The organism is Bacillus sp. NEAU-Y102 (assembly GCF_054788175.1).
This window is the reverse complement of record NZ_JBTWFK010000003.1, coordinates 174,598-193,302: the sequence shown is the minus strand read 5'-3', so window position 1 is coordinate 193,302 and position 18,705 is coordinate 174,598. Positions and strand designations below refer to the sequence as shown.

General features: G+C 35.9%; 19 protein-coding genes. 13 read left to right on the top strand and 6 right to left on the bottom strand.

The window, feature by feature from the left end; all coding sequences use genetic code 11:
• The first annotated feature begins 143 nt into the window (after positions 1-143).
• Entirely contained in the window at positions 144-1,928 is a 1,785-nt protein-coding gene (gene uvrC / locus ACYFX0_RS10365; protein WP_000544294.1) for an excinuclease ABC subunit C, read from the top strand.
• Between the two features lie 115 nt (positions 1,929-2,043).
• On the opposite strand, the gene ACYFX0_RS10360 is transcribed toward uvrC, so the two are convergent.
• The gene (locus ACYFX0_RS10360; RefSeq protein ID WP_000042214.1) at positions 2,044-2,493 is read right to left on the bottom strand and encodes a YslB family protein; all 450 of its coding nucleotides are present in this window, start codon (positions 2,491-2,493) and stop codon (positions 2,044-2,046) included.
• Between the two features lie 299 nt (positions 2,494-2,792).
• Here ACYFX0_RS10360 and sdhC point away from each other — a divergent pair, with 299 nt between their 5' ends.
• The 4 genes from sdhC to ACYFX0_RS10340 all read left to right on the top strand — a co-directional run bounded on the left by sdhC (position 2,793) and on the right by ACYFX0_RS10340 (position 6,516).
• Positions 2,793-3,419, top strand: a complete 627-nt coding sequence (gene sdhC / locus ACYFX0_RS10355; RefSeq protein ID WP_000678354.1) for a succinate dehydrogenase cytochrome B558 — start codon at positions 2,793-2,795, stop codon at positions 3,417-3,419.
• A 13-nt stretch (positions 3,420-3,432) separates the two neighbouring features.
• Entirely contained in the window at positions 3,433-5,226 is a 1,794-nt protein-coding gene (sdhA, locus tag ACYFX0_RS10350) for a succinate dehydrogenase flavoprotein subunit (protein WP_000676742.1), read from the top strand.
• Complete coding sequence (gene sdhB / locus ACYFX0_RS10345) at positions 5,219-5,980, top strand: succinate dehydrogenase iron-sulfur subunit (protein ID WP_001291827.1); 762 nt, start codon at positions 5,219-5,221, stop codon at positions 5,978-5,980. The genes sdhA and sdhB overlap by 8 nt, the downstream gene beginning before the upstream one ends.
• Before the next feature lie 89 nt (positions 5,981-6,069).
• A complete protein-coding gene (locus tag ACYFX0_RS10340) occupies positions 6,070-6,516 on the top strand; it encodes an acyl-CoA thioesterase (RefSeq protein WP_000822726.1) in 447 nt (148 codons plus the stop codon).
• A gap of 36 nt (positions 6,517-6,552) precedes the next feature.
• Here the strand turns inward: ACYFX0_RS10340 and ACYFX0_RS10335 are convergent, their stop codons facing one another.
• Positions 6,553-7,332 (bottom strand): M15 family metallopeptidase, encoded by a 780-nt coding sequence (locus ACYFX0_RS10335; RefSeq protein ID WP_000720194.1) that lies wholly within the window; start codon positions 7,330-7,332, stop codon positions 6,553-6,555.
• A 265-nt stretch (positions 7,333-7,597) separates the two neighbouring features.
• Between ACYFX0_RS10335 and motA the strand changes: the two genes are divergently transcribed.
• Positions 7,598-8,392, top strand: a complete 795-nt coding sequence (gene motA, locus ACYFX0_RS10330; RefSeq protein WP_000344851.1) for a flagellar motor stator protein MotA — start codon at positions 7,598-7,600, stop codon at positions 8,390-8,392.
• Positions 8,382-9,170: a flagellar motor protein MotB gene (motB, locus tag ACYFX0_RS10325; protein ID WP_001256733.1), complete on the top strand. Its 789-nt coding sequence runs from the start codon at positions 8,382-8,384 to the stop codon at positions 9,168-9,170. The genes motA and motB overlap by 11 nt, the downstream gene beginning before the upstream one ends.
• Before the next feature lie 24 nt (positions 9,171-9,194).
• On the opposite strand, the gene ACYFX0_RS10320 is transcribed toward motB, so the two are convergent.
• Positions 9,195-10,022: a 5'-nucleotidase, lipoprotein e(P4) family gene (locus ACYFX0_RS10320; RefSeq protein ID WP_000782773.1), complete on the bottom strand. Its 828-nt coding sequence runs from the start codon at positions 10,020-10,022 to the stop codon at positions 9,195-9,197.
• Between the two features lie 343 nt (positions 10,023-10,365).
• Between ACYFX0_RS10320 and ACYFX0_RS10315 the strand changes: the two genes are divergently transcribed.
• The 3 genes from ACYFX0_RS10315 to ACYFX0_RS10305 all read left to right on the top strand — a co-directional run bounded on the left by ACYFX0_RS10315 (position 10,366) and on the right by ACYFX0_RS10305 (position 13,029).
• Positions 10,366-11,250 carry an ABC transporter ATP-binding protein gene (locus tag ACYFX0_RS10315; RefSeq protein ID WP_000058118.1) on the top strand — a complete coding sequence of 295 codons (885 nt, stop codon included), beginning with the start codon at positions 10,366-10,368 and terminating at the stop codon, positions 11,248-11,250.
• A gap of 2 nt (positions 11,251-11,252) precedes the next feature.
• On the top strand, positions 11,253-12,479 hold the full coding sequence (locus ACYFX0_RS10310) for an ABC transporter permease (RefSeq protein ID WP_001224985.1): 1,227 nt from the start codon (positions 11,253-11,255) through the stop codon (positions 12,477-12,479).
• A gap of 118 nt (positions 12,480-12,597) precedes the next feature.
• A complete protein-coding gene (locus ACYFX0_RS10305; RefSeq protein WP_000512998.1) occupies positions 12,598-13,029 on the top strand; it encodes an Rrf2 family transcriptional regulator in 432 nt (143 codons plus the stop codon).
• Between the two features lie 60 nt (positions 13,030-13,089).
• Here the strand turns inward: ACYFX0_RS10305 and ACYFX0_RS10300 are convergent, their stop codons facing one another.
• Entirely contained in the window at positions 13,090-13,755 is a 666-nt protein-coding gene (locus ACYFX0_RS10300; protein ID WP_000913211.1) for an aquaporin, read from the bottom strand.
• 143 nt (positions 13,756-13,898) lie between these two features.
• Positions 13,899-14,864 carry a DMT family transporter gene (locus ACYFX0_RS10295; protein WP_098829523.1) on the bottom strand — a complete coding sequence of 322 codons (966 nt, stop codon included), beginning with the start codon at positions 14,862-14,864 and terminating at the stop codon, positions 13,899-13,901.
• A 100-nt stretch (positions 14,865-14,964) separates the two neighbouring features.
• Here ACYFX0_RS10295 and ACYFX0_RS10290 point away from each other — a divergent pair, with 100 nt between their 5' ends.
• Entirely contained in the window at positions 14,965-15,537 is a 573-nt protein-coding gene (locus tag ACYFX0_RS10290; RefSeq protein ID WP_460270410.1) for a helix-turn-helix domain-containing protein, read from the top strand.
• 61 nt (positions 15,538-15,598) lie between these two features.
• On the opposite strand, the gene ACYFX0_RS10285 is transcribed toward ACYFX0_RS10290, so the two are convergent.
• Positions 15,599-15,784, bottom strand: coding sequence for a PspC domain-containing protein (locus tag ACYFX0_RS10285; RefSeq protein ID WP_000038411.1), 186 nt, complete (start codon positions 15,782-15,784; stop codon positions 15,599-15,601).
• A gap of 183 nt (positions 15,785-15,967) precedes the next feature.
• Here ACYFX0_RS10285 and ACYFX0_RS10280 point away from each other — a divergent pair, with 183 nt between their 5' ends.
• Both ACYFX0_RS10280 and ACYFX0_RS10275 read left to right on the top strand, forming a co-directional pair.
• A complete protein-coding gene (locus tag ACYFX0_RS10280) occupies positions 15,968-17,209 on the top strand; it encodes an amidohydrolase family protein (protein WP_000219575.1) in 1,242 nt (413 codons plus the stop codon).
• Between the two features lie 98 nt (positions 17,210-17,307).
• Positions 17,308-18,603 carry a purine/pyrimidine permease gene (locus tag ACYFX0_RS10275; protein WP_086397222.1) on the top strand — a complete coding sequence of 432 codons (1,296 nt, stop codon included), beginning with the start codon at positions 17,308-17,310 and terminating at the stop codon, positions 18,601-18,603.
• Positions 18,604-18,705 lie beyond the last annotated feature (102 nt).

Genomic DNA, 18,705 nt, shown 5'->3' with positions numbered 1-18,705 from the left:
AAAAGCTACCAAATGGTAGCTTTTTTTATTTTCTTTTTTAGATCCTTTCCGTTACAATAAAGGAACGTATGTTGGGTGTTTTGGCATAGTATGTTTTCAAGTGAAAATAAAAATGCTAAGCATGTAGAAATGGAGGGAGACGAGTGCACGAACATTTGAAAGAAAAGTTGGCTATTTTACCAGATCAACCTGGTTGTTATTTAATGAAAGATAAGCAAGGAACGGTTATATATGTCGGAAAGGCAAAAGTGCTTAAAAATCGTGTGCGCTCGTACTTTACTGGTTCACATGATGGGAAAACACTGCGGCTTGTAGGAGAAATTGTTGATTTTGAATATATTGTAACCTCTTCGAATTTAGAAGCACTTATTTTAGAGTTAAATCTAATTAAAAAATATGATCCGAAATATAATATTCAATTAAAAGATGATAAAACATATCCTTTTATTAAAATTACAGCGGAGAAACAACCGCGCTTACTCATTACTCGAAATGTAAAAAAGGATAAAGGAAAGTATTTTGGTCCTTATCCAAATGCACAATCTGCTCATGAAACGAAAAAACTGCTAGATCGTATGTATCCACTTCGGAAATGCACGAATATGCCAGATAAAGTTTGTTTGTATTATCATATGGGTCAATGTCTAGCGCCTTGTGTGAAAGAAGTGACGGAAGAACAAAATAAAGAAATTGTAGATGAAATTATTAAGTTTTTAAATGGTGGGCATAAAGAAGTTCGTTCAGAATTAGAAATAAAAATGTATGAGGCCTCAGAGAAACTAGAGTTTGAACGTGCAAAAGAGTTGCGTGATCAAATTGCTCATATTGATGCGATTATGGAAAAACAAAAGATGATTATGAGTGACTTAGTGGATCGCGATGTGTTTGGATATGCAGTGGATAAAGGATGGATGTGTGTTCAAGTTTTCTTCGTTCGAAAAGGCAAGCTAATTGAACGTGATGTTTCTATGTTTCCGATTTACGATGAACCAGAAGAGGGCTTTTTAACGTTTATCGGCCAATTTTATGAAAACAGTAGTCATTTTAAGCCGAAGGAAATTGTCGTTCCAGGAAGTATAGACTCGGAATTAGTAGAGCGCTTTTTAGAAGTGGAAGCGACACAGCCGAAACGTGGTAAGAAAAAAGACCTTGTAGAATTAGCAAATAAAAACGCAAAAATTGCTCTTGAAGAGAAGTTTTACTTAATCGAACGTGATGAAGAACGAACGATTAAAGCGGTAGATCATTTAGGGAAGCAGCTTGGAATTGAAACACCGTATCGTATTGAAGCGTTTGATAACTCAAATATTCAAGGAACAAATCCCGTTTCTGCAATGATTGCTTTTATCGATGGGAAACCAGCGAAGAAAGAATATAGGAAATATAAAATTAAAACGGTTCAAGGGCCAGATGATTATGAGTCTATGAGGGAAGTTGTGAGACGCCGTTATACAAGGGCGCTTAAAGAAAATTTACCTTTACCGGATTTGATTATTATTGATGGCGGAAAAGGCCACTTGGCGGCTGCAAGTGATATTTTAGAGAATGAGCTCGGATTATATATTCCGATGGCAGGTCTTGTAAAAGATGACAAACATAAAACCTCCCATTTAATTATTGGAGATCCCCCGGAACCTGTGGTGCTTGAGAGAAATAGCCAAGAATTTTATTTATTGCAGCGTATTCAAGACGAGGTGCATCGATTTGCGATTACATTCCATCGTCAATTACACGGGAAATCTGTCATTCAATCAGCATTGGATGACATTCCAGGAATCGGTGATAAACGGAAAAAGGTATTGTTAAAACATTTTGGTTCATTAAAGAAGATGAAAGAAGCTTCTGTAGCAGAATTTGTCGAAGCAGGTATGCCAAAAAATGTTGCAGAGACGATTTATACGTATTTAACAGATAAGAAGACGTTGTAGTTTACAATGTCTTCTATTTTTTGTTATAATTTCTGAAGATTTAAAATAAATTGACGTGAATGAAAATACAAAAAAGTCAACTAAACTGATATGTCTAGTTGACTGTAGGTAATGCTTACACTTCAATGAGATCTTTTATATCCCATTTCACAAGAAATGTAATAGAGTCAGAACGTTTTTTCTTTTCTTCATATGACTCTGCAACGACGTTCCGTTGCTTTTGAATTTGTTCAGCGATGAATCCAGCTTCTAGTTGATAAGAAGAATGCCTTTTTTGTTTTTGACGTTCTGCAATGAGTGTGCCTTTAAGTTGGAACTGCATTTCACGACGCTTATGTTCAATAATGCTTAAAGTGCCCCAGCCAGCCTTTTCAAAGAACTGAATGACTTCTTCAATTGTTTCTAGCGGATATTTTCTTGCAAGGTTTCTACCAGACCAGTATAAAATACCATCTAAATCGTTGCCGATTAAATCAGGTAGTAATTCTTCACGTAGCAATTCATAAGCGAAGGCGTTCAATGAAACATCTTCTAAAGATGTTATATCGATTGTATTTTTACTCACAATATTCCCCTCTTTCTATAGGGATTATTATATAACATTTTTCATTTATAAAAACAGATTTTTCTTTAGGGAAATCTCAATATCTGAGAAGAAAAAAAGAATTGGCAAATTATATGCAAATTATGTATACGTTTTCTTGACGCTTCGACAAAAATAGGGGTAAAATGAACTTGTTATCAAATTATGCTGAAATATTTCGAATAATTTTTTCAGTTTTTCTTATGCCAATAGTGAAAAAACATTATTGTTATAAATTAATCTGAAAACAGCAGTCAAACATTCAAGGGGGTAATGGGGACATGAAAGGCCGCGAGTATACGTTTCGTAAGTGGCACTCATTAATGGGGGTCATCCCGGTTGGTGTCTTTTTGACGCAACATCTAATTGTAAACAACTTTGCAACAAGAGGAGCAGAGGCTTTTAACAAAGCTGCAGGCTTTATGGAGCTCCTTCCATTCCGGTATGCGCTAGAAATTTTCATCATCTTTTTACCGATACTGTACCATGCTATATATGGCTTATATATTGCATTTACAGCTAAGAACAATGCGGTTTCTTACGGTTATTTCCGTAACTGGATGTTCGTCTTCCAAAGAATTTCAGGTATCGTTACGCTGATTTTCATTTCTTGGCACGTCTGGGAAACTCGTATTCAAGCAATGTTAGGTAAAGAGGTAAACTATGATATGATGGCAGATATTTTAAACAATCCAGCTATGTTTGCATTCTACTTAGTTGGTGTTGTTTCAACAATTTTCCACTTTGCAAATGGACTATGGACATTCTGCATCAGCTGGGGAATTACAGTATCTCCACGTTCACAAAGAATCTCTACTTATGTAACATTAGCTATTTTCTTAGGTCTATCTTATGTAGGTGTGAGTGCATTATTAGCGTTCATCGATCCACAGCTAGCAAATCAGTAAGGAGTGGGAGAGCATGAAAGGGAAACTTATAGTAGTCGGCGGTGGCTTGGCTGGCTTAATGGCAACGATTAAAGCGGCAGAAGCAGGAGTGAATGTTGAACTGTTTTCTTTAGTACCAGTAAAACGTTCACATTCTGTATGTGCTCAGGGCGGAATTAACGGTGCCGTAAATACGAAAGGTGAAGGGGATTCTCCATGGATCCACTTTGACGATACAATCTATGGTGGGGACTTCTTAGCGAACCAACCACCAGTTAAAGCAATGTGTGAAGCAGCACCTGGTATCATTCATTTAATGGACCGTATGGGTGTTATGTTCAACCGTACGGAAGAAGGACTTCTTGATTTCCGTCGATTTGGTGGAACACAACATCACCGTACAGCATTCGCTGGTGCAACAACTGGACAGCAATTACTTTACGCATTAGATGAGCAAGTACGTCGTCATGAAGTAGCAGGACTTGTAACGAAATATGAAGGTTGGGATTTCTTACGAGCTGTTGTTGATGATGAAGGTGTGTGCCGAGGAATCGTTGCACAAGACTTACAAACTATGGAGATTAAAAGTTTCGGAGCTGATGCCGTGATTATGGCAACAGGGGGCCCTGGTATCATTTTCGGAAAATCAACAAACTCCATTATTAATACAGGTACAGCAGCGTCTGCTGTATATCAGCAAGGCGCATATTATGCAAATGGTGAGTTCATTCAAATTCACCCAACGGCAATTCCAGGAGACGATAAATTACGTCTTATGAGTGAATCTGCACGTGGTGAAGGTGGACGTGTTTGGACATATAAAGATGGTAAGCCATGGTACTTCTTAGAAGAAAAATATCCGGCTTACGGAAACCTTGTACCTCGTGATATCGCAACGCGTGAAATCTTTGATGTTTGCGTAGAGCAAAAACTAGGTATTAACGGTGAAAACATGGTGTACTTAGATCTTTCTCATAAAGATCCGAAAGAACTAGATATTAAACTTGGTGGAATCATTGAAATCTATGAGAAATTTACAGGTGATGATCCTCGTAAACTACCAATGAAAATCTTCCCAGCTGTTCACTATTCAATGGGCGGACTATGGGTTGACTATAAGCAAATGACGAGTATTCCAGGTTTATTTGCAGCAGGTGAGTGTGATTATTCTATGCACGGTGGTAACCGCCTTGGTGCAAACTCACTATTATCAGCAATTTATGGTGGTATGGTAGCAGGACCAAACGCAATTGAATATATGAAAGGTCTTTCTAAATCATCAGATGCTGTTTCGTCTACTGTATATGAGCAAAATGAATTAATCGAAACAGAGAAATTTAACAATATTTTAACGATGGATGGTAATGAAAATGCATATGTTCTTCATAAAGAGCTTGGAGAATGGATGACAGATAACGTTACAGTAGTTCGTGAAAATAAAAAGTTATTAGAAACAGATGCGAAAATTGAAGAGTTAATGGCTCGTTACAAACGTATTAACATTAACGATACAGCGAGATGGAGTAACCAAGGTGCTTCATTTACACGTCAACTTGCAAATATGTTTGAGTTAGCACGTGTTATTACAATTGGCGCATATAACCGTAATGAGAGCCGCGGGGCGCATTACAAACCTGAATTCCCAAATCGTGATGATGCAAACTTCTTAAAAACTACGATGGCAAAATTTGAAGGAGAAGGAAATGCACCAGCATTCCATTACGAAGACGTTGATGTTTCATTAATTAAACCACGTAAACGTGATTATTCTTCAAAACATGATGTAGCTGCTAAGGGTGAAGAGAAGGGGGATAAACAACATGTCTGAGAAAACAATCCGCCTCATCATTACGAGACAAGATGGACCAGATGCACAAGCGTTTGACCAAGAGTTTGAAATTCCATATCGTCCGAATATGAATATTATTTCGGCGCTTATGGAAATTCGTCGTAATCCTGTTGATTCAAAAGGGAATCAAACAACTCCGATTGCATGGGATATGAACTGCTTAGAGGAAGTATGCGGAGCATGTTCAATGGTTATTAACGGAAAGCCACGTCAATCATGTACGGCTCTTATTGATCAATTAGAACAGCCAATTCGCTTAAAGCCGATGAAGACATTCCCAGTTGTACGTGATTTACAAGTTGACCGCAGTCGCATGTTTAATGCTCTAAAACGCGTTAAAGCTTGGATTCCAATTGATGGTACGTATGACCTAGGTCCAGGACCAAGAATGCCTGAGAAAAAGCGTCAATGGGCTTATGAGCTTTCAAAATGTATGACATGTGGTGTTTGCTTAGAATCATGTCCAAACGTAAACAGTAAGTCTGACTTTATTGGACCAGCGCCGTTATCACAAGCTCGCTTATTCAACTCACATCCAACGGGTGAAATGCATAAAGCAGATCGCTTACGTGCAATTATGGGAGATGGAGGACTAGCGAACTGTGGTAACTCTCAAAACTGTGTGCAATCATGTCCGAAGGGTATTCCTTTAACAACTTCAATTGCGGCATTAAACCGTGATACAACAATTCAATCGTTCAAAGATTTCTTTGGTAGCGATAATAACTATTAATAAATATTGCCTCTTCATCTTGAAGGGGCAATATTTATAACTGTATTTTTCAGTTTATTCTGTTTTTTTGAGAGGAAGAGGAGATAACGTTGAAGAGAATTTCTTATATTGAAGACTTCGAGAAATGGGAAAGTGGTTTTTTATTTTACAATCCTGTAAAGGTTCGTTTTGGTGAAGTAGATATGTTTGGACATGTAAATAATGTCGTTGCTTTTACTTATTTTGAAGAAGCTCGTATCGCGTTGTTTAAAGAACTTGGATTTATGCAAGAGTGGACACATACATCATCAGACACGATGATCGTTGTTGCGGATTTACAATGTAATTTTATTAAGCAAATATATTATGATGAACAGTTGAAGGTGTATGTAAAGGCAGGATCGGTTGGGAATTCTTCTTTGGATTTACATTATATGGTGAAGAATGCAGAAGGAGAGGTTTGTTTAGTAGGTCGTGGAATGATGGTTCAAGCGTCGAAAAAAACAGGAAGAGGCGAACCGTGGCCTGAAGAATGGAAGAAGAAATTACTACAATGATAGAGTGAAAGAAAAATAAGAGAGCAATTTGCTCTCTTATTTTTTGTCTTCCATTGCTTCTTCTAATGTTAAGTGATGTTTATATAGGTATGTAGCGTATGGATTACCAACGTAGCGTAAGTGCCATGGTTCATATGCATATTCTGTTGTATCTGTTTTATCTTCTAAGTAACGAATGACAAAGCCGAATTTATGAGCGTGTTCCGCGACCCAGTTTCCTTCTGCTGTCTCTCCGAAGATAGGCTCTAATTGAAATTTAGCTGTTTTTGAACTAATATCCATTGCTAAACCCGTTTGGTGTTCACTTGTACCAGGAATTGCGCTTACTGAATTAGCTTCAGCTTTTCCTTGACGTCTAACGTATGTATCATGCAACGATTTTTGACGTTTGTATGAACGATAACCAGATACAGCTGTAAGATCAATCCCTTCTTTTTTTGCAGCTTTGAACATGTTTTCAAGTGCTTCTGCAGCATCTTTGCGTAGTAGCGTTTTTTCTTTATCTTTTGGACTAGTGAATGGTACGTTTGGTCTTGTTAAGTCTTCAGGAGTGTATCCATCTGGTAGTTTTCGATGTTTATTAATTAAGACAAGATTAGATTTTGGATTTGTTACAACTGAAAAGTCATTGTCTATTTTCTTTGCATTATGATCAGCTTTTGGAAAAGCAGGAATCTCTTCTTTTGGGTGGTTATTATGTTTTTGACTTTCGACAGCTTTCGCTTCATTATGTAGTGGTGATTTAGAACCAAAGTAAGCGAAAGATGTGATACCGATTACAATAGTAGTGGCAGAAATAATTATTATCTTTTTCATAATGCCTTGTAATCACAGTCCCTTCTTAATAAAATATGTATCTTTTTTTATTATAAGTCTAGTTTGTTGGAAAAGAAATATAAGAGTCATAACGTAATAGAAATGCAAAGAAAATGTCAGAAAATGTGTGAATTTGTAGTATTTTTTTATATAATTCATTTCTTATCTTTCATGAATTGCATTTTTTATGTAATATATATACATAAGAAGATGTAGCGATTATCGAGAATAAAGAACTTCTTGTATAGACTAGGAGTGAATGGGAATGGATTTTGCAACAATTATTGGACTTATTTTAGGATTTTTAGCAGTGGTAGTAGGGATGGTCGTCAAGGGCGCTGACGTAACAGCCTTATTAAATCCTGCCGCAGCATTAATTATTTTTATCGGTACATTTGCTGCAGTATGTATTGCATTTCCGATGAATCAACTAAAAAGGGTTCCAAAACTATTTAAAGTTCTTTTTGGTTCAAATAAAAAGGATTTAAGTTATGAACAGTTGCTAGAATTATTTGTTCATTGGACATCTGAAAGTAGAAAATACGGTATTTTGTCTTTAGAGCAACAATTAGACAAAATTCAAGATGAATTTCTTTTGCGCGGTATGAAATTTGTGATTGATGGCGTATCCGCAGAAGATTTAGAGCAAATTTTGGAATCTGAATTAGAGGCAATTGAAGAAAGACATGCAAAGGGAGCTGCTATTTTTTCACAAGCTGGTACGTATGCACCGACATTAGGAGTTTTAGGTGCTGTTATCGGTCTTGTAGCTGCGCTTGGTAACTTAACTGATATTGAAAAGTTAGGTCATGCTATTTCGGGTGCATTTATTGCAACGATTTTTGGTATTTTTTCAGGGTATGTATTATGGCATCCATTTGCAAATAAGTTAAAGCAAAAATCTTCAGCTGAAATTGAGAAAAAACGTTTAATCATTGATTGTTTATTAATGTTACAAGAAGGTACATATCCGTTTATTATGAAGAACCGCATTTTAGGTGCACTTTCTGCAACTGAGCGTAAAAAGCTAGAAAAAGGAGCAGAAAAAAATGCGGAGTAAGAAAAATAGAAGAGGCAAAAAGAAAAAACATGATGAGCATATCGATGAAACGTGGTTAATCCCATATTCTGATATGTTAACGTTGTTATTTGCATTGTTTATCGTTTTATTCGCAATGAGTAGTATAGATGCTGCGAAGTTTAAACAGATGGCAGTTGCTTTTCGAAGTGAATTAGCCGGGGGAACAGGTAACAAAGAATTTTTAAGTGATCAAAAGCCAAATGATGAAAAAGAATTATCGGCAAGTAGCCTTGAGGCAGAACAAGCAAAAAAACAAGAAGAAGCTAGAGCTAAAGAAAAAAAAGAGATGGATGAATTGAAAGCATTACAAAAAAAGATTGATCAATATATTAATGAAAAACAATTATCCTCTTCTTTTCAAACTAAATTAACTGAAAAGGGATTAATGGTGACAATATTAGAAAATATACTGTTTGATTCGGGGAAAGCAGATGTGAAATTAGAATCTTTAGGGATTGCAAAAGAAATGTCTAGCTTACTTGTTTCAGCGTCACCTCGTGAAATTACAGTATCCGGTCATACGGATAATGTCCCTATTGCCAATGCACAGTTTGCGTCGAATTGGGAATTAAGTACGCAGCGGGCAGTTAATTTTATGCAAGTATTACTGCAAAATAAAGAATTACAACCAGAAAAATTTAGTGCGATTGGTTACGGAGAATACCGTTCGATTGCTCCAAACGATACACAAGAAGGAAAGGCAAAGAATAGACGTGTGGAAGTATTTATCTTGCCTTTAACAGAGAAAGCAAAATAAAGAGGATGGCGAATGCCATCCTCTTTATTTTACTTCAAATGATTTTAAGTTGTCGCGACGGATTTTATCTTTTTCTGCATCTGATTTTTTGAAATCATAATCATATAAAGCGCCTTCCCAATCGCCATACATTGGATTCGGGAAAATAATGAATTTCTCACCAAATTGTACTTTTGAATCTTCTACTGTTTGGTTACGATCTTTTACAGATTTTCCATCAAAACCTGTGAAATCAGATAAGTTATCACCGAAGAATAAGACAATATCATGAGTTTGAGAAACGAGTTCACGGCGTTTTTCTTTTCCTTTTTCTTTCGGATCTTGTAGTAATATATGTTCTTTCGTTGCTTGAGGAGCACCTACACGCTCAAGATTTTTAATTGTTGCATCTAGTTGGTTCGTTTTACGATTTGAGATATAGTAAATATCTACACCTTTAGACTCTGTATATTTTAAGAAATCAATTGCGCCTGGAAGGGCTTCAGCCTCAGCTTTGTTAATCCAATCATCCCATTTGTAAGGATAACCTTTGCCTGTTTTTACGCTCATTGCTTGATGAGGACTGTTATCTAAAACAGTTTCGTCTAAATCAAGTACGATAGCAGGTTTTTTCTCTGTCCCTTTTGCAAGAACTGCATCAAGTTTTAATTGACCAATGTTGTACCCTTGGTAGTAAAGTGCTTTCGTTTCACCGGCTGTTTGATACCATAAATCAGCCATTAATTGTTGTTCTGTTAATTTTACTTTCTCTTCTTTCGCCACTGTTTTCTCTGGTGTTCCTGAACATGCTACAAGTGATGTAGATAGAACCGCTACAGATAATAAAGTGGTAATGCCCCTCTTCATCTTCATATGTATCCTCCTTGATGTTAGAAAATCATTTTATATTATATATTAAAATATAATATTTTTATATGAACATTTGCATATTGTCTTTTATATATATAGTAGTATGTCCTATATTAGAAAGATGAGCAAAATAATAACAGTTGTTTTGACAAGTTTAATTGTCGAAATGACAATTATAATTGACAAAGAGCGCTTTATTATTTACAATTTTAACTAAATAGAACAAATGATGGATTAATGACGGTGTTTACATATAAGAGGATGAAGTGTAGCGCTATATTTTGTCTTGAATAAACATAGTCTTTGAAAGAGAGTACGAATGATACTAAAGGGGAGGCTTTAAACTTTGAGTTTACAAATTCAAAACTTAACGAAACAATTTGGGGAATCAAAAGCTGTTAACGGTTTACAAATTTCGTTACCAAAAGGTGAAGTACTAGGGTTACTTGGACGAAATGGTGCAGGGAAAACAACAACAATCAAAATGCTTCTCGGATTATTAACGCCTAATGAAGGTTCGATTACGTGGGATGGAAAAGCATTTGGGAATAGTGGCGTAACAATTGGGTATTTACCAGAAGAAAGAGGTTTATATACAAAAAGTAGAGTAATAGACCAGCTGCGATATTTTGGTAGATTAGAAGGGATGTCGAAGAAAGAAGTAGATCACGCTATTGATCACTGGTTAGAGCGTTTAGCGATACCAGAATATAAATTTAAAACGGCTGGAGAGCTTTCAAAAGGGAATCAGCAAAAAATCCAATTAATTGCTGCTCTTCTTCATAATCCGGAACTTCTCATTTTAGATGAACCATTCAGTGGCCTTGATCCAGTTAATGCCGGGATGTTAGCTAGTATTATTGAAGAACAAGTACAGAGCGGAAAGACGATTATTTTATCAAGTCATCGTATGGAACAAGTAGAGGCTTTTTGCCAACATGTATGTATTTTGAAAAAAGGTGAAGCAGTCGTAAAAGGACAGCTAAGTGATATTAAGAAAGAATACGGTTTCCGTAATTTAACGATTGAAGATACAGTAGAGAATGAAAAGGGATTAGAAGCTATACATGTATCGTATGAAAAACAACAAGGCCTTCTTTATGTGAAAGTACAAGGCGATGCGGAAGCTCTCGAGATTTTGCAACAGTTGCAAGAGCAAGGTGTTAGCTTACGACAATTTAAAATGTTAGAGCCGACGTTAAACGAAATCTTTGTAGAGAGGGCGAAATAACGATGCGTAAATTTTCTCACGTATTTTCATTTTATTTTAGGGAAGCGTTTTTATCTAAAAAATCATTAATTACGAGTGCGATTTTATTTTTAGTTGTGTTTGGGATTTTTGCATTTAATCATTTTACTTCAGGCGATGATAAAAATAAGGATAAAGATAAAATTGCAGTTGTAGTAGAGAGTTCCACATATAAAGTACAAAAAGATGAGCTAAATAAGCTATTGCCATCAGCAAAAATAACACTGGGTTCAAAGGATGATTTTGATAAACTGCATAAGCAAGTAGAAGATGGCGATTTAGATGGTCTATTCCATGTGACGGAAAAGGGTGGGGCTCCATCGATTACATATATGTATAATGGATTTCCAAGCCAAGCAACTTCCGCAATTATGGCGGGATATTTAAAGCAACAATATACGATGGTGACGATTGCAAAAAATAATGTTTCACCAGAAATTGCACAGCAATTACAAACAGAAATTCAAGTAAAGCAAGAAGCGATAAAAGATCGTACATCTTCTTTCGGAATTGCCTATTTCTTTACATTTGCTTTATATATGTTTATTGTAGCGTTCGGAAATACAATCGCAATGAATATTGCATCTGAAAAGGCGTCACGTGTAATGGAAGTAATGCTTCCGAAAGTGAAGCCTCTTACAATGATGTATGCGAAAATTTTAGCGGTTGTTTCAACGGCGTTATTGCAACTTGTCATATTGGCGTGTGGTTATCTTATTCCATATTTGTTGGGTTGGGTTGATTTAGAAAGTGCCTCACTATTTGGTATTCCAATTGACTTTACGAAATTAGATGCAAAGGTTATCAGCATGTTTCTTGTTTATTTCATTACGGGATATTTACTATATGCGATGATGTATGCTGCTGCTGGAGCTGTCGTGTCTAAGACGGAGGATTTACAAGCTGTATCTTTCCCGGTAATGATTTTAATTATGGCTGCATTCTTCATTAGTATTAAATCATTAAGTGATCCGAATAGTACTATCGTTGTTGTAAGTTCTTACGTTCCATTTTTTACACCGATGGTTACCTTCTCACGTATTGTAGCTGGTGAAGCAGGTATGCTAGAAATTACGATAACATTAGCGGTCTTATTGGCGACAATTGCGGTATTAAATGCTGTTACAAGCCGCATTTACGTAAACGGCGTAATGAATTACTCAGATAAAGTTAAATTTAAAGATTTAGCGAAATTTATAAAGCGTCAATAATGAGAGAAAAGCATGATTTCCTATTGAAATCATGCTTTTTCTTTATGTATAAATTAAAAATAGTATATAATAATAAGAGTTGTCTTTTAATAGAATGAATAAAAAGGAGGGTGTGCAGATGGGGATTAGTAGTCGTTTTACAGTAGGTGTTCATATGCTGACATTACTTGCGATAGATCGAAACTCTCGCTGTACCTCTGAATGGATTGCCGGTAGTGTGAATACAAATCCAGTTGTGATTCGTCGCATTACAGGAATGTTGAAGAGAGCAGGACTTGTTGATGTACAAGCTGGTAAAGGTGGTACGACACTTGCTCGAGATTTAGAAGAAATTACATTACTTGATGTATATAAAGCAGTGGAAGTTGTAGAAGAAGGACAGCTATTTTCCTTCCATGAAAATCCCAACATTGAATGTCCAGTAGGAGCTAATATTCAATCAGTATTAGAAATTATTTTAATGCAAGCGCAAGAAGCGATGGAAAACGTACTTGCAAATGTAACGGTAGATCAATTAGTTACAAATTTAAAGTCTAAAATGAAAGAATAAAAAAGCGAGCTTCCTCATAATGAGGGCTCGCCTTTTTTTTATTCAGAAATATTGAAAATTCTATTTTTCAGTATTTAAAATGAATTTACCTACGATAGCTGCGAAGATACCACCAAGAATTGGTGCTACGATGAATACCCATAGTTGAGAAAGTGCTTCTCCACCAACAAATAAAGCTGGTGCGATACTACGAGCTGGGTTAACAGATGTTCCAGTTAACGGAATTCCTAATAAGTGAATTAAAACTAATGTGAAACCAATTACTAGTCCCGCTAAAGAAGAACTGCCTTTTTTACCTGTTACAGCGACGATAACTAAAATGAATACGAAAGTTAAAATGAACTCAACTAAAAATGCTCCAGATAAACCAAGAGTTCCGAAACCATTTTGTCCTAAATTATCTAAAGGTGTTTTAGCAGATTTTAAAATTGTTACTAACGTTGCAGTTCCTAATAAACCACCTAAAATTTGAGCTAATACATAATAACAAAGTTCCATAGCGTTCATTCGTTTGTTGATGAACATAGCTATTGATACTGCTGGGTTAATGTGACATCCAGAAATTGTTCCGATGCTATATGCCATAGCTACAATAGATAGACCGAAAGCCATAGCGATTCCTAATGTTCCAATTCCTTCAATTCCGCCGCCAGTGACAGCTACTCCAGTTCCGAATAATACAAGTACAAATGTACCAATAAATTCAGCGATTGCTTTTTTTAACATAATTTACCTCCTATTAATGCGCATGAAACGTATTATAACATAAGTTTTAGTATAAACAGCCAATGAAGTACTATTCTGATAAGGCGAAATAGGGGGACAATAAAAAAGGGTATGGTTCATCTCTATAGAACCATACCCTTTTTTTATGCTGATTTTTTCTGTTTAACGACTGGAACAGAACGGTTTAAAATACTATTTGCAACCATTCCTAACATAATAATAATCATTCCAATGAGGGAAAGTCCTCCAGGGAATGGACCATTTAAGAAAATGATTTCGCCAAGCACGGTAAATACCATCGTTCCAGCTTGTGTTGCTTCAACTGCCCCGAGTAAGGCGAGGTTATCTTTTGCTAAGTCAGTAGCAAAGAAAAATGTCATCGTTGCAATAACGCCGGAACATAATGCTAATAAAAGCCCTTGAAGCATTTGGCTGGATGTTGGAATGCCAGTAGTAGAAAATCCATATACACCAAGCAAAATTGTTATAGGAAGACTTCCAATAGCCATTCCTAATACACGTTGGAACGTATCAAGGCGTCCGCCAACAAGTTCCATCATTTTTCGGTTACCGAACGGATATAAGAAAGCGGCTAATACGACAGGTAAAAAACCTGAAATGAACTGAGTCATTGTAATATGGCCTGCTGCAGTTGCTTGCATACAAATTACACCAAGTAAAATAAATAATGCAACATATAAGCTACGAAGTGGAATTTTTCCACGTACAAGTTTCGTACCTGATTTTGTTTCTATTTTCACGAAAAATAGTGGTGATAGTAGTAAACCAGCTAAAATCGTAACTTGCCAAGTTCCAGCAACGAGCCAAGCTGGAGAAAAGACAGCTGCGAAACTTAATAAAGAATAAAAACCAATACCTGCAACGGAACCCCATCCGATCCATGCTAATGGATGTTTTTTTAATTCTTCCCATAATCCCCTAAAGTTTTTGCGAAATAAAACGATAAGGAATAAAATAGGAAGAGCAAATAAAAAACGGAAGGAAGCTGTCCAAGCCCAGCTCGTTCCAGATACATTCATTGCTCTATTAATAATAAAGGTTGCAGAAAAAAAGGCAGATGATAAAAGACCTAATAAAATTGCGCGCATAAAGTATAGCACTCCTTTCGGAAATAAATAATTATGTATAGTATGATATACTTTAATTAAATAAAAGTAAACTATTTTATACTTTAAGGTGGTTTTATATATGAAAGAAAATGAAGATATACAAACGAAAGAAGTCATTCAACAAGTTGGACAGTTATTGAGACAAATTCGAAATGAACAGAAATTAAGTTTAGAAGAATTAGCTCATAAAACAGGAGTAAGTAAATTAACATTAGGAAAAATTGAAAGAGGGGAAACAAATCCGACGCTAGCTGTCATTTGGAAAATAACGAAAGGGTTATCAATTCCTTTATCCAGATTGATGGTTGTTGGAGAACCTGTAGCTGTTGCGCGCTGTGGAGAAGGATTTGCAGTAGATGAAGGACAAGCGTGGCATTTAGAAACGATGTTCCGTTATACGAAAAAAACAGGGATGGAAATGCACCGTGCTTGTTTACGATCAAATAGTATATATGAACCAGAAGCTCATCATGAAGGTGCGATTGAGCTTGTAACGATAATGAAAGGGAAAGTGTCTATTCAAGTGGAGAATGATGTATACGAATTAAATGAGTTTGATTCCATCCAATTTGAAGCGAATAAGAAGCATGTTTATAAAAATGAAGAAGAAGAAGTGGCGGTATTACATTTAACGATGAAATATTCTTCATGAAAAAATCACCTATAGAATTCTATAGGTGATTTGCTCTTCTTAAGTATATGAAATGATACCATTAGTACGAACGTGGCATAAGTAATAAACAAATGAAATAAACTAAAAATCCTGTCCCAAAACATAAAACAGCAATAACCCAAATGATACGAATAAGAGTAGAGCTAATATCAAAATATTCTCCTAAACCACCACATATACCAAATAGCATTTTATCAGTTTCGGATTTACATAACTTTTTTGACATATTCCAATCAACTCCTTTTTATATCAAACTGCATACTTTTATTCTATATGGAAATTTATGAGAAGACTATGGGGTTGTATTACATTTTTTTTTGAGAGACGATCATATTAATTGTCTTAATTTTCAGTGGATATTAAACTTGTAGTTATGAGGTGATTTTTAATAAAGGGTGGGGAAATAGGGATGACAGTATATTGGTTGACTAATGTAATGCTTGAATCAAGGTATACATATGAAGAAGAGAGAATTTCGCGAACAGAAACAGAATTATGTAGTTTACTCATTGAAGATGGACGAATTAAAAAAATTATAGAAGGGGTTGTTCAAGAAGAAGATATAGTAATGCTTGATGCTAAGCACTTATTGATGTTGCCAGCTTTCGAAGAGATGCACATTCACATTGATAAAACATATTATAGTGGCCCCTGGAAAGCTTGTAAGCCAGCAGAAAGTATTTTTACACGTTTTAATGAAGAAGAAAAAATTTTACTAAAGCAATTAGCAACTGCTCAAGATAGAGCGGAAAATATGCTAGAGTTACTACTGCGAAATGGTGCAACGAATATTAGAACGCATTGTAATGTTGATCCGATTATTGGACTTGGTAATTTGGAGGCGACGTTAGCGGCATTAGAAACATATAAAAATCGAGTGTCTAGTAGAATTGTTGCGTTTCCGCAACATGGATTATTGCGCAGTAATTCTGTGCAACTCGTGAAAGATGCGATGCGTATGGGTGCTCATCTAGTCGGAGGAGTAGATCCAGCTACAGTGGATAATGATATTGAAAAATCATTACATACAATTATGGATATCGCAGTAGAATTTAATGCGGATGTTGATATTCATTTACACGATGAGAATAATCTTGGAACGTTTACGATGAAGAGATTGGCAAGTTTAACAGAAGAAGCAGGGTGGCGAGGGCGTGTAACAATTAGTCATGCACTTGGACTTGGTGGTGTTACTGATAAAGAGGCTGAAGAAGTGGCAGAAAGACTCGCAGCTGTAAATATTGATATTACTTCAACAGTACCAATTGGTAAACAAGTAATTCCAATTCCGTTATTAGATAAAAAAGGTGTTAAAGTTTCATTAGGAAATGATAGCATTACAGATCATTGGTCACCGTTTGGAACAGGTGATATGCTTCAAAAGGCAAATCGATTAGCAGAGCGTTTTGGATGGAGTGACGAAAGGTCTTTAGGAAAAGCAATTCGCTTTATTACGGGAGGAAAAGAAACGTTAAATAATGAAGGGAAGCGGGTATGGCCGAATGTAGGGGATGAAGCGAGCTTTGTTTTGACAAATGCGACATGCACTGCTGAAGCGGTAGCACGCCAAACAGAAAAAAGTTTAGTTGTGTATAAAGGAAATATTGTTGTTGGAAGCTTAAATGAGCTGGAATTAAATAATCTTGTGTAGAAGAATCGTTTAAATACCTTGGGGAGGGTTCTAATTGTGAATATAGAACTCTTCTTTTTTATTCTTACAATATATTTTTTATAGGAAAGCTAGAAGGGATGGACATTTTGGACAATCAACATAACCAAAATCATATTATGGGAACTTTGCAATGGTTTATATTTCTATTAGCAAATTCAATCGCACTACCAATTGTCGTTGGTGGATTATTTCATCTTACGACGGAAGAAATATTTTATTTAATGCAGCGTACGTTTTTTGTAGTTGGTATATCTTCTTTCTTACAAGGATGGATTGGGCATAGACTTCCAATTGCGGATGGACCAGCTGGATCTTGGGTTGGTGTATTTACAGTACTTGCTTATGCAACTGCCGGACAAGATCAATTGCATAGTACACTGCAAATTTTAGAGTTAGGAATGATAATCTCCGGTGTTATTTTAATAGGATTAGGAGTAACTGGTTTTATAGGACGTATTTTATTTTTATTTACGCCAGTTGTGACAGGGACGTTTTTACTTTTATTATGTTTACAATTAAGTGGTGTATTTTTAAAAGGAATGCTAGGAATTACAGCTACTATTTCTCAAATCGATGGATTTACAGCGATAATTGCGTTTAGTATATTTTTGTTCGTTATTATACTGTCTAATTTTGGAAGAGGTTTTATCAAAAGTTATGCAGTTTTAATAGGATTAATTAGCGGGTGGATTATTTTTCTCATTGCAGGAAAAGTGACGGTTCCATCTCAAGTAACTCATTTTGTACAACTTCCACAAATGTTTGCTTGGGGACTTCCAAAATGGAATACTGGTATGGCAGTATCCAGTTTCGTTATGGTATGTATTTTAGTTTCAAATACAGTGGCAGCTATTATAGCGATTAATCAAGCTACCATTCATAAAGCAACTATTGAACAAAAACAGTTGAAGGATGGTACGTGGGTTGGAGGGATTTCGCATATCATTTCCTCCGTATTTTCAACTGTAGGTATCGTTCCGTTACCAGCAACGGCAGGATTTATACGCTTAACAAAACAAAAATATATACGATCGTTCTTAATGGCATGTGCGTTACTAGTCGTAATGTCTCTTTTTCCAAGTATTATTCGTTACTTAGCATCTTTACCATCGGCTGTCGCATCGGCTGTTTTAATGGCTTCGTTCGTACAATTAATTGGAATTGGATTTAATAATATAAAACAAGTGCCGATGAGTGAAAGGAATGTAACGATTTTAGGAGTGGCAGTATTATTTGGAAGTGGCGTTATGTTTTTACCGTCTGGAGCACTCCAATCCTTGCCGTCTGTTATGCAATATATATTCGGTAATGGTTTATTTGTAGGTACGGTTGTAAGTATATTGCTAGAACAAATATGGCGCGTTGGAAAGTAAGTGGATAAAAAGAGTGTACGCAATGTATAAAAGTCTAAAATAACATGGGAAATAAAGCCCATTTTTATTCACCACCTGCACATTTCGTTCATACAATATCTT

Coding starts and splice junctions, on each gene's coding strand:
- sdhC (WP_000678354.1), top strand. CDS start 2,793: ATGAAAGGCCGCGAGTATACGTTTCGTAAGTGGCACTCATTAATGGGG.
- sdhA (WP_000676742.1), top strand. CDS start 3,433: ATGAAAGGGAAACTTATAGTAGTCGGCGGTGGCTTGGCTGGCTTAATG.
- sdhB (WP_001291827.1), top strand. CDS start 5,219: ATGTCTGAGAAAACAATCCGCCTCATCATTACGAGACAAGATGGACCA.
- ACYFX0_RS10335 (WP_000720194.1), bottom strand. CDS start 7,332: ATGAAAAAGATAATAATTATTTCTGCCACTACTATTGTAATCGGTATC.
- motA (WP_000344851.1), top strand. CDS start 7,598: ATGGATTTTGCAACAATTATTGGACTTATTTTAGGATTTTTAGCAGTG.
- motB (WP_001256733.1), top strand. CDS start 8,382: ATGCGGAGTAAGAAAAATAGAAGAGGCAAAAAGAAAAAACATGATGAG.
- ACYFX0_RS10320 (WP_000782773.1), bottom strand. CDS start 10,022: ATGAAGATGAAGAGGGGCATTACCACTTTATTATCTGTAGCGGTTCTA.
- ACYFX0_RS10310 (WP_001224985.1), top strand. CDS start 11,253: ATGCGTAAATTTTCTCACGTATTTTCATTTTATTTTAGGGAAGCGTTT.
- ACYFX0_RS10305 (WP_000512998.1), top strand. CDS start 12,598: ATGGGGATTAGTAGTCGTTTTACAGTAGGTGTTCATATGCTGACATTA.
- ACYFX0_RS10300 (WP_000913211.1), bottom strand. CDS start 13,755: ATGTTAAAAAAAGCAATCGCTGAATTTATTGGTACATTTGTACTTGTA.
- ACYFX0_RS10295 (WP_098829523.1), bottom strand. CDS start 14,864: ATGCGCGCAATTTTATTAGGTCTTTTATCATCTGCCTTTTTTTCTGCA.
- ACYFX0_RS10290 (WP_460270410.1), top strand. CDS start 14,965: ATGAAAGAAAATGAAGATATACAAACGAAAGAAGTCATTCAACAAGTT.
- ACYFX0_RS10285 (WP_000038411.1), bottom strand. CDS start 15,784: ATGTCAAAAAAGTTATGTAAATCCGAAACTGATAAAATGCTATTTGGT.
- ACYFX0_RS10280 (WP_000219575.1), top strand. CDS start 15,968: ATGACAGTATATTGGTTGACTAATGTAATGCTTGAATCAAGGTATACA.
- ACYFX0_RS10275 (WP_086397222.1), top strand. CDS start 17,308: ATGGACATTTTGGACAATCAACATAACCAAAATCATATTATGGGAACT.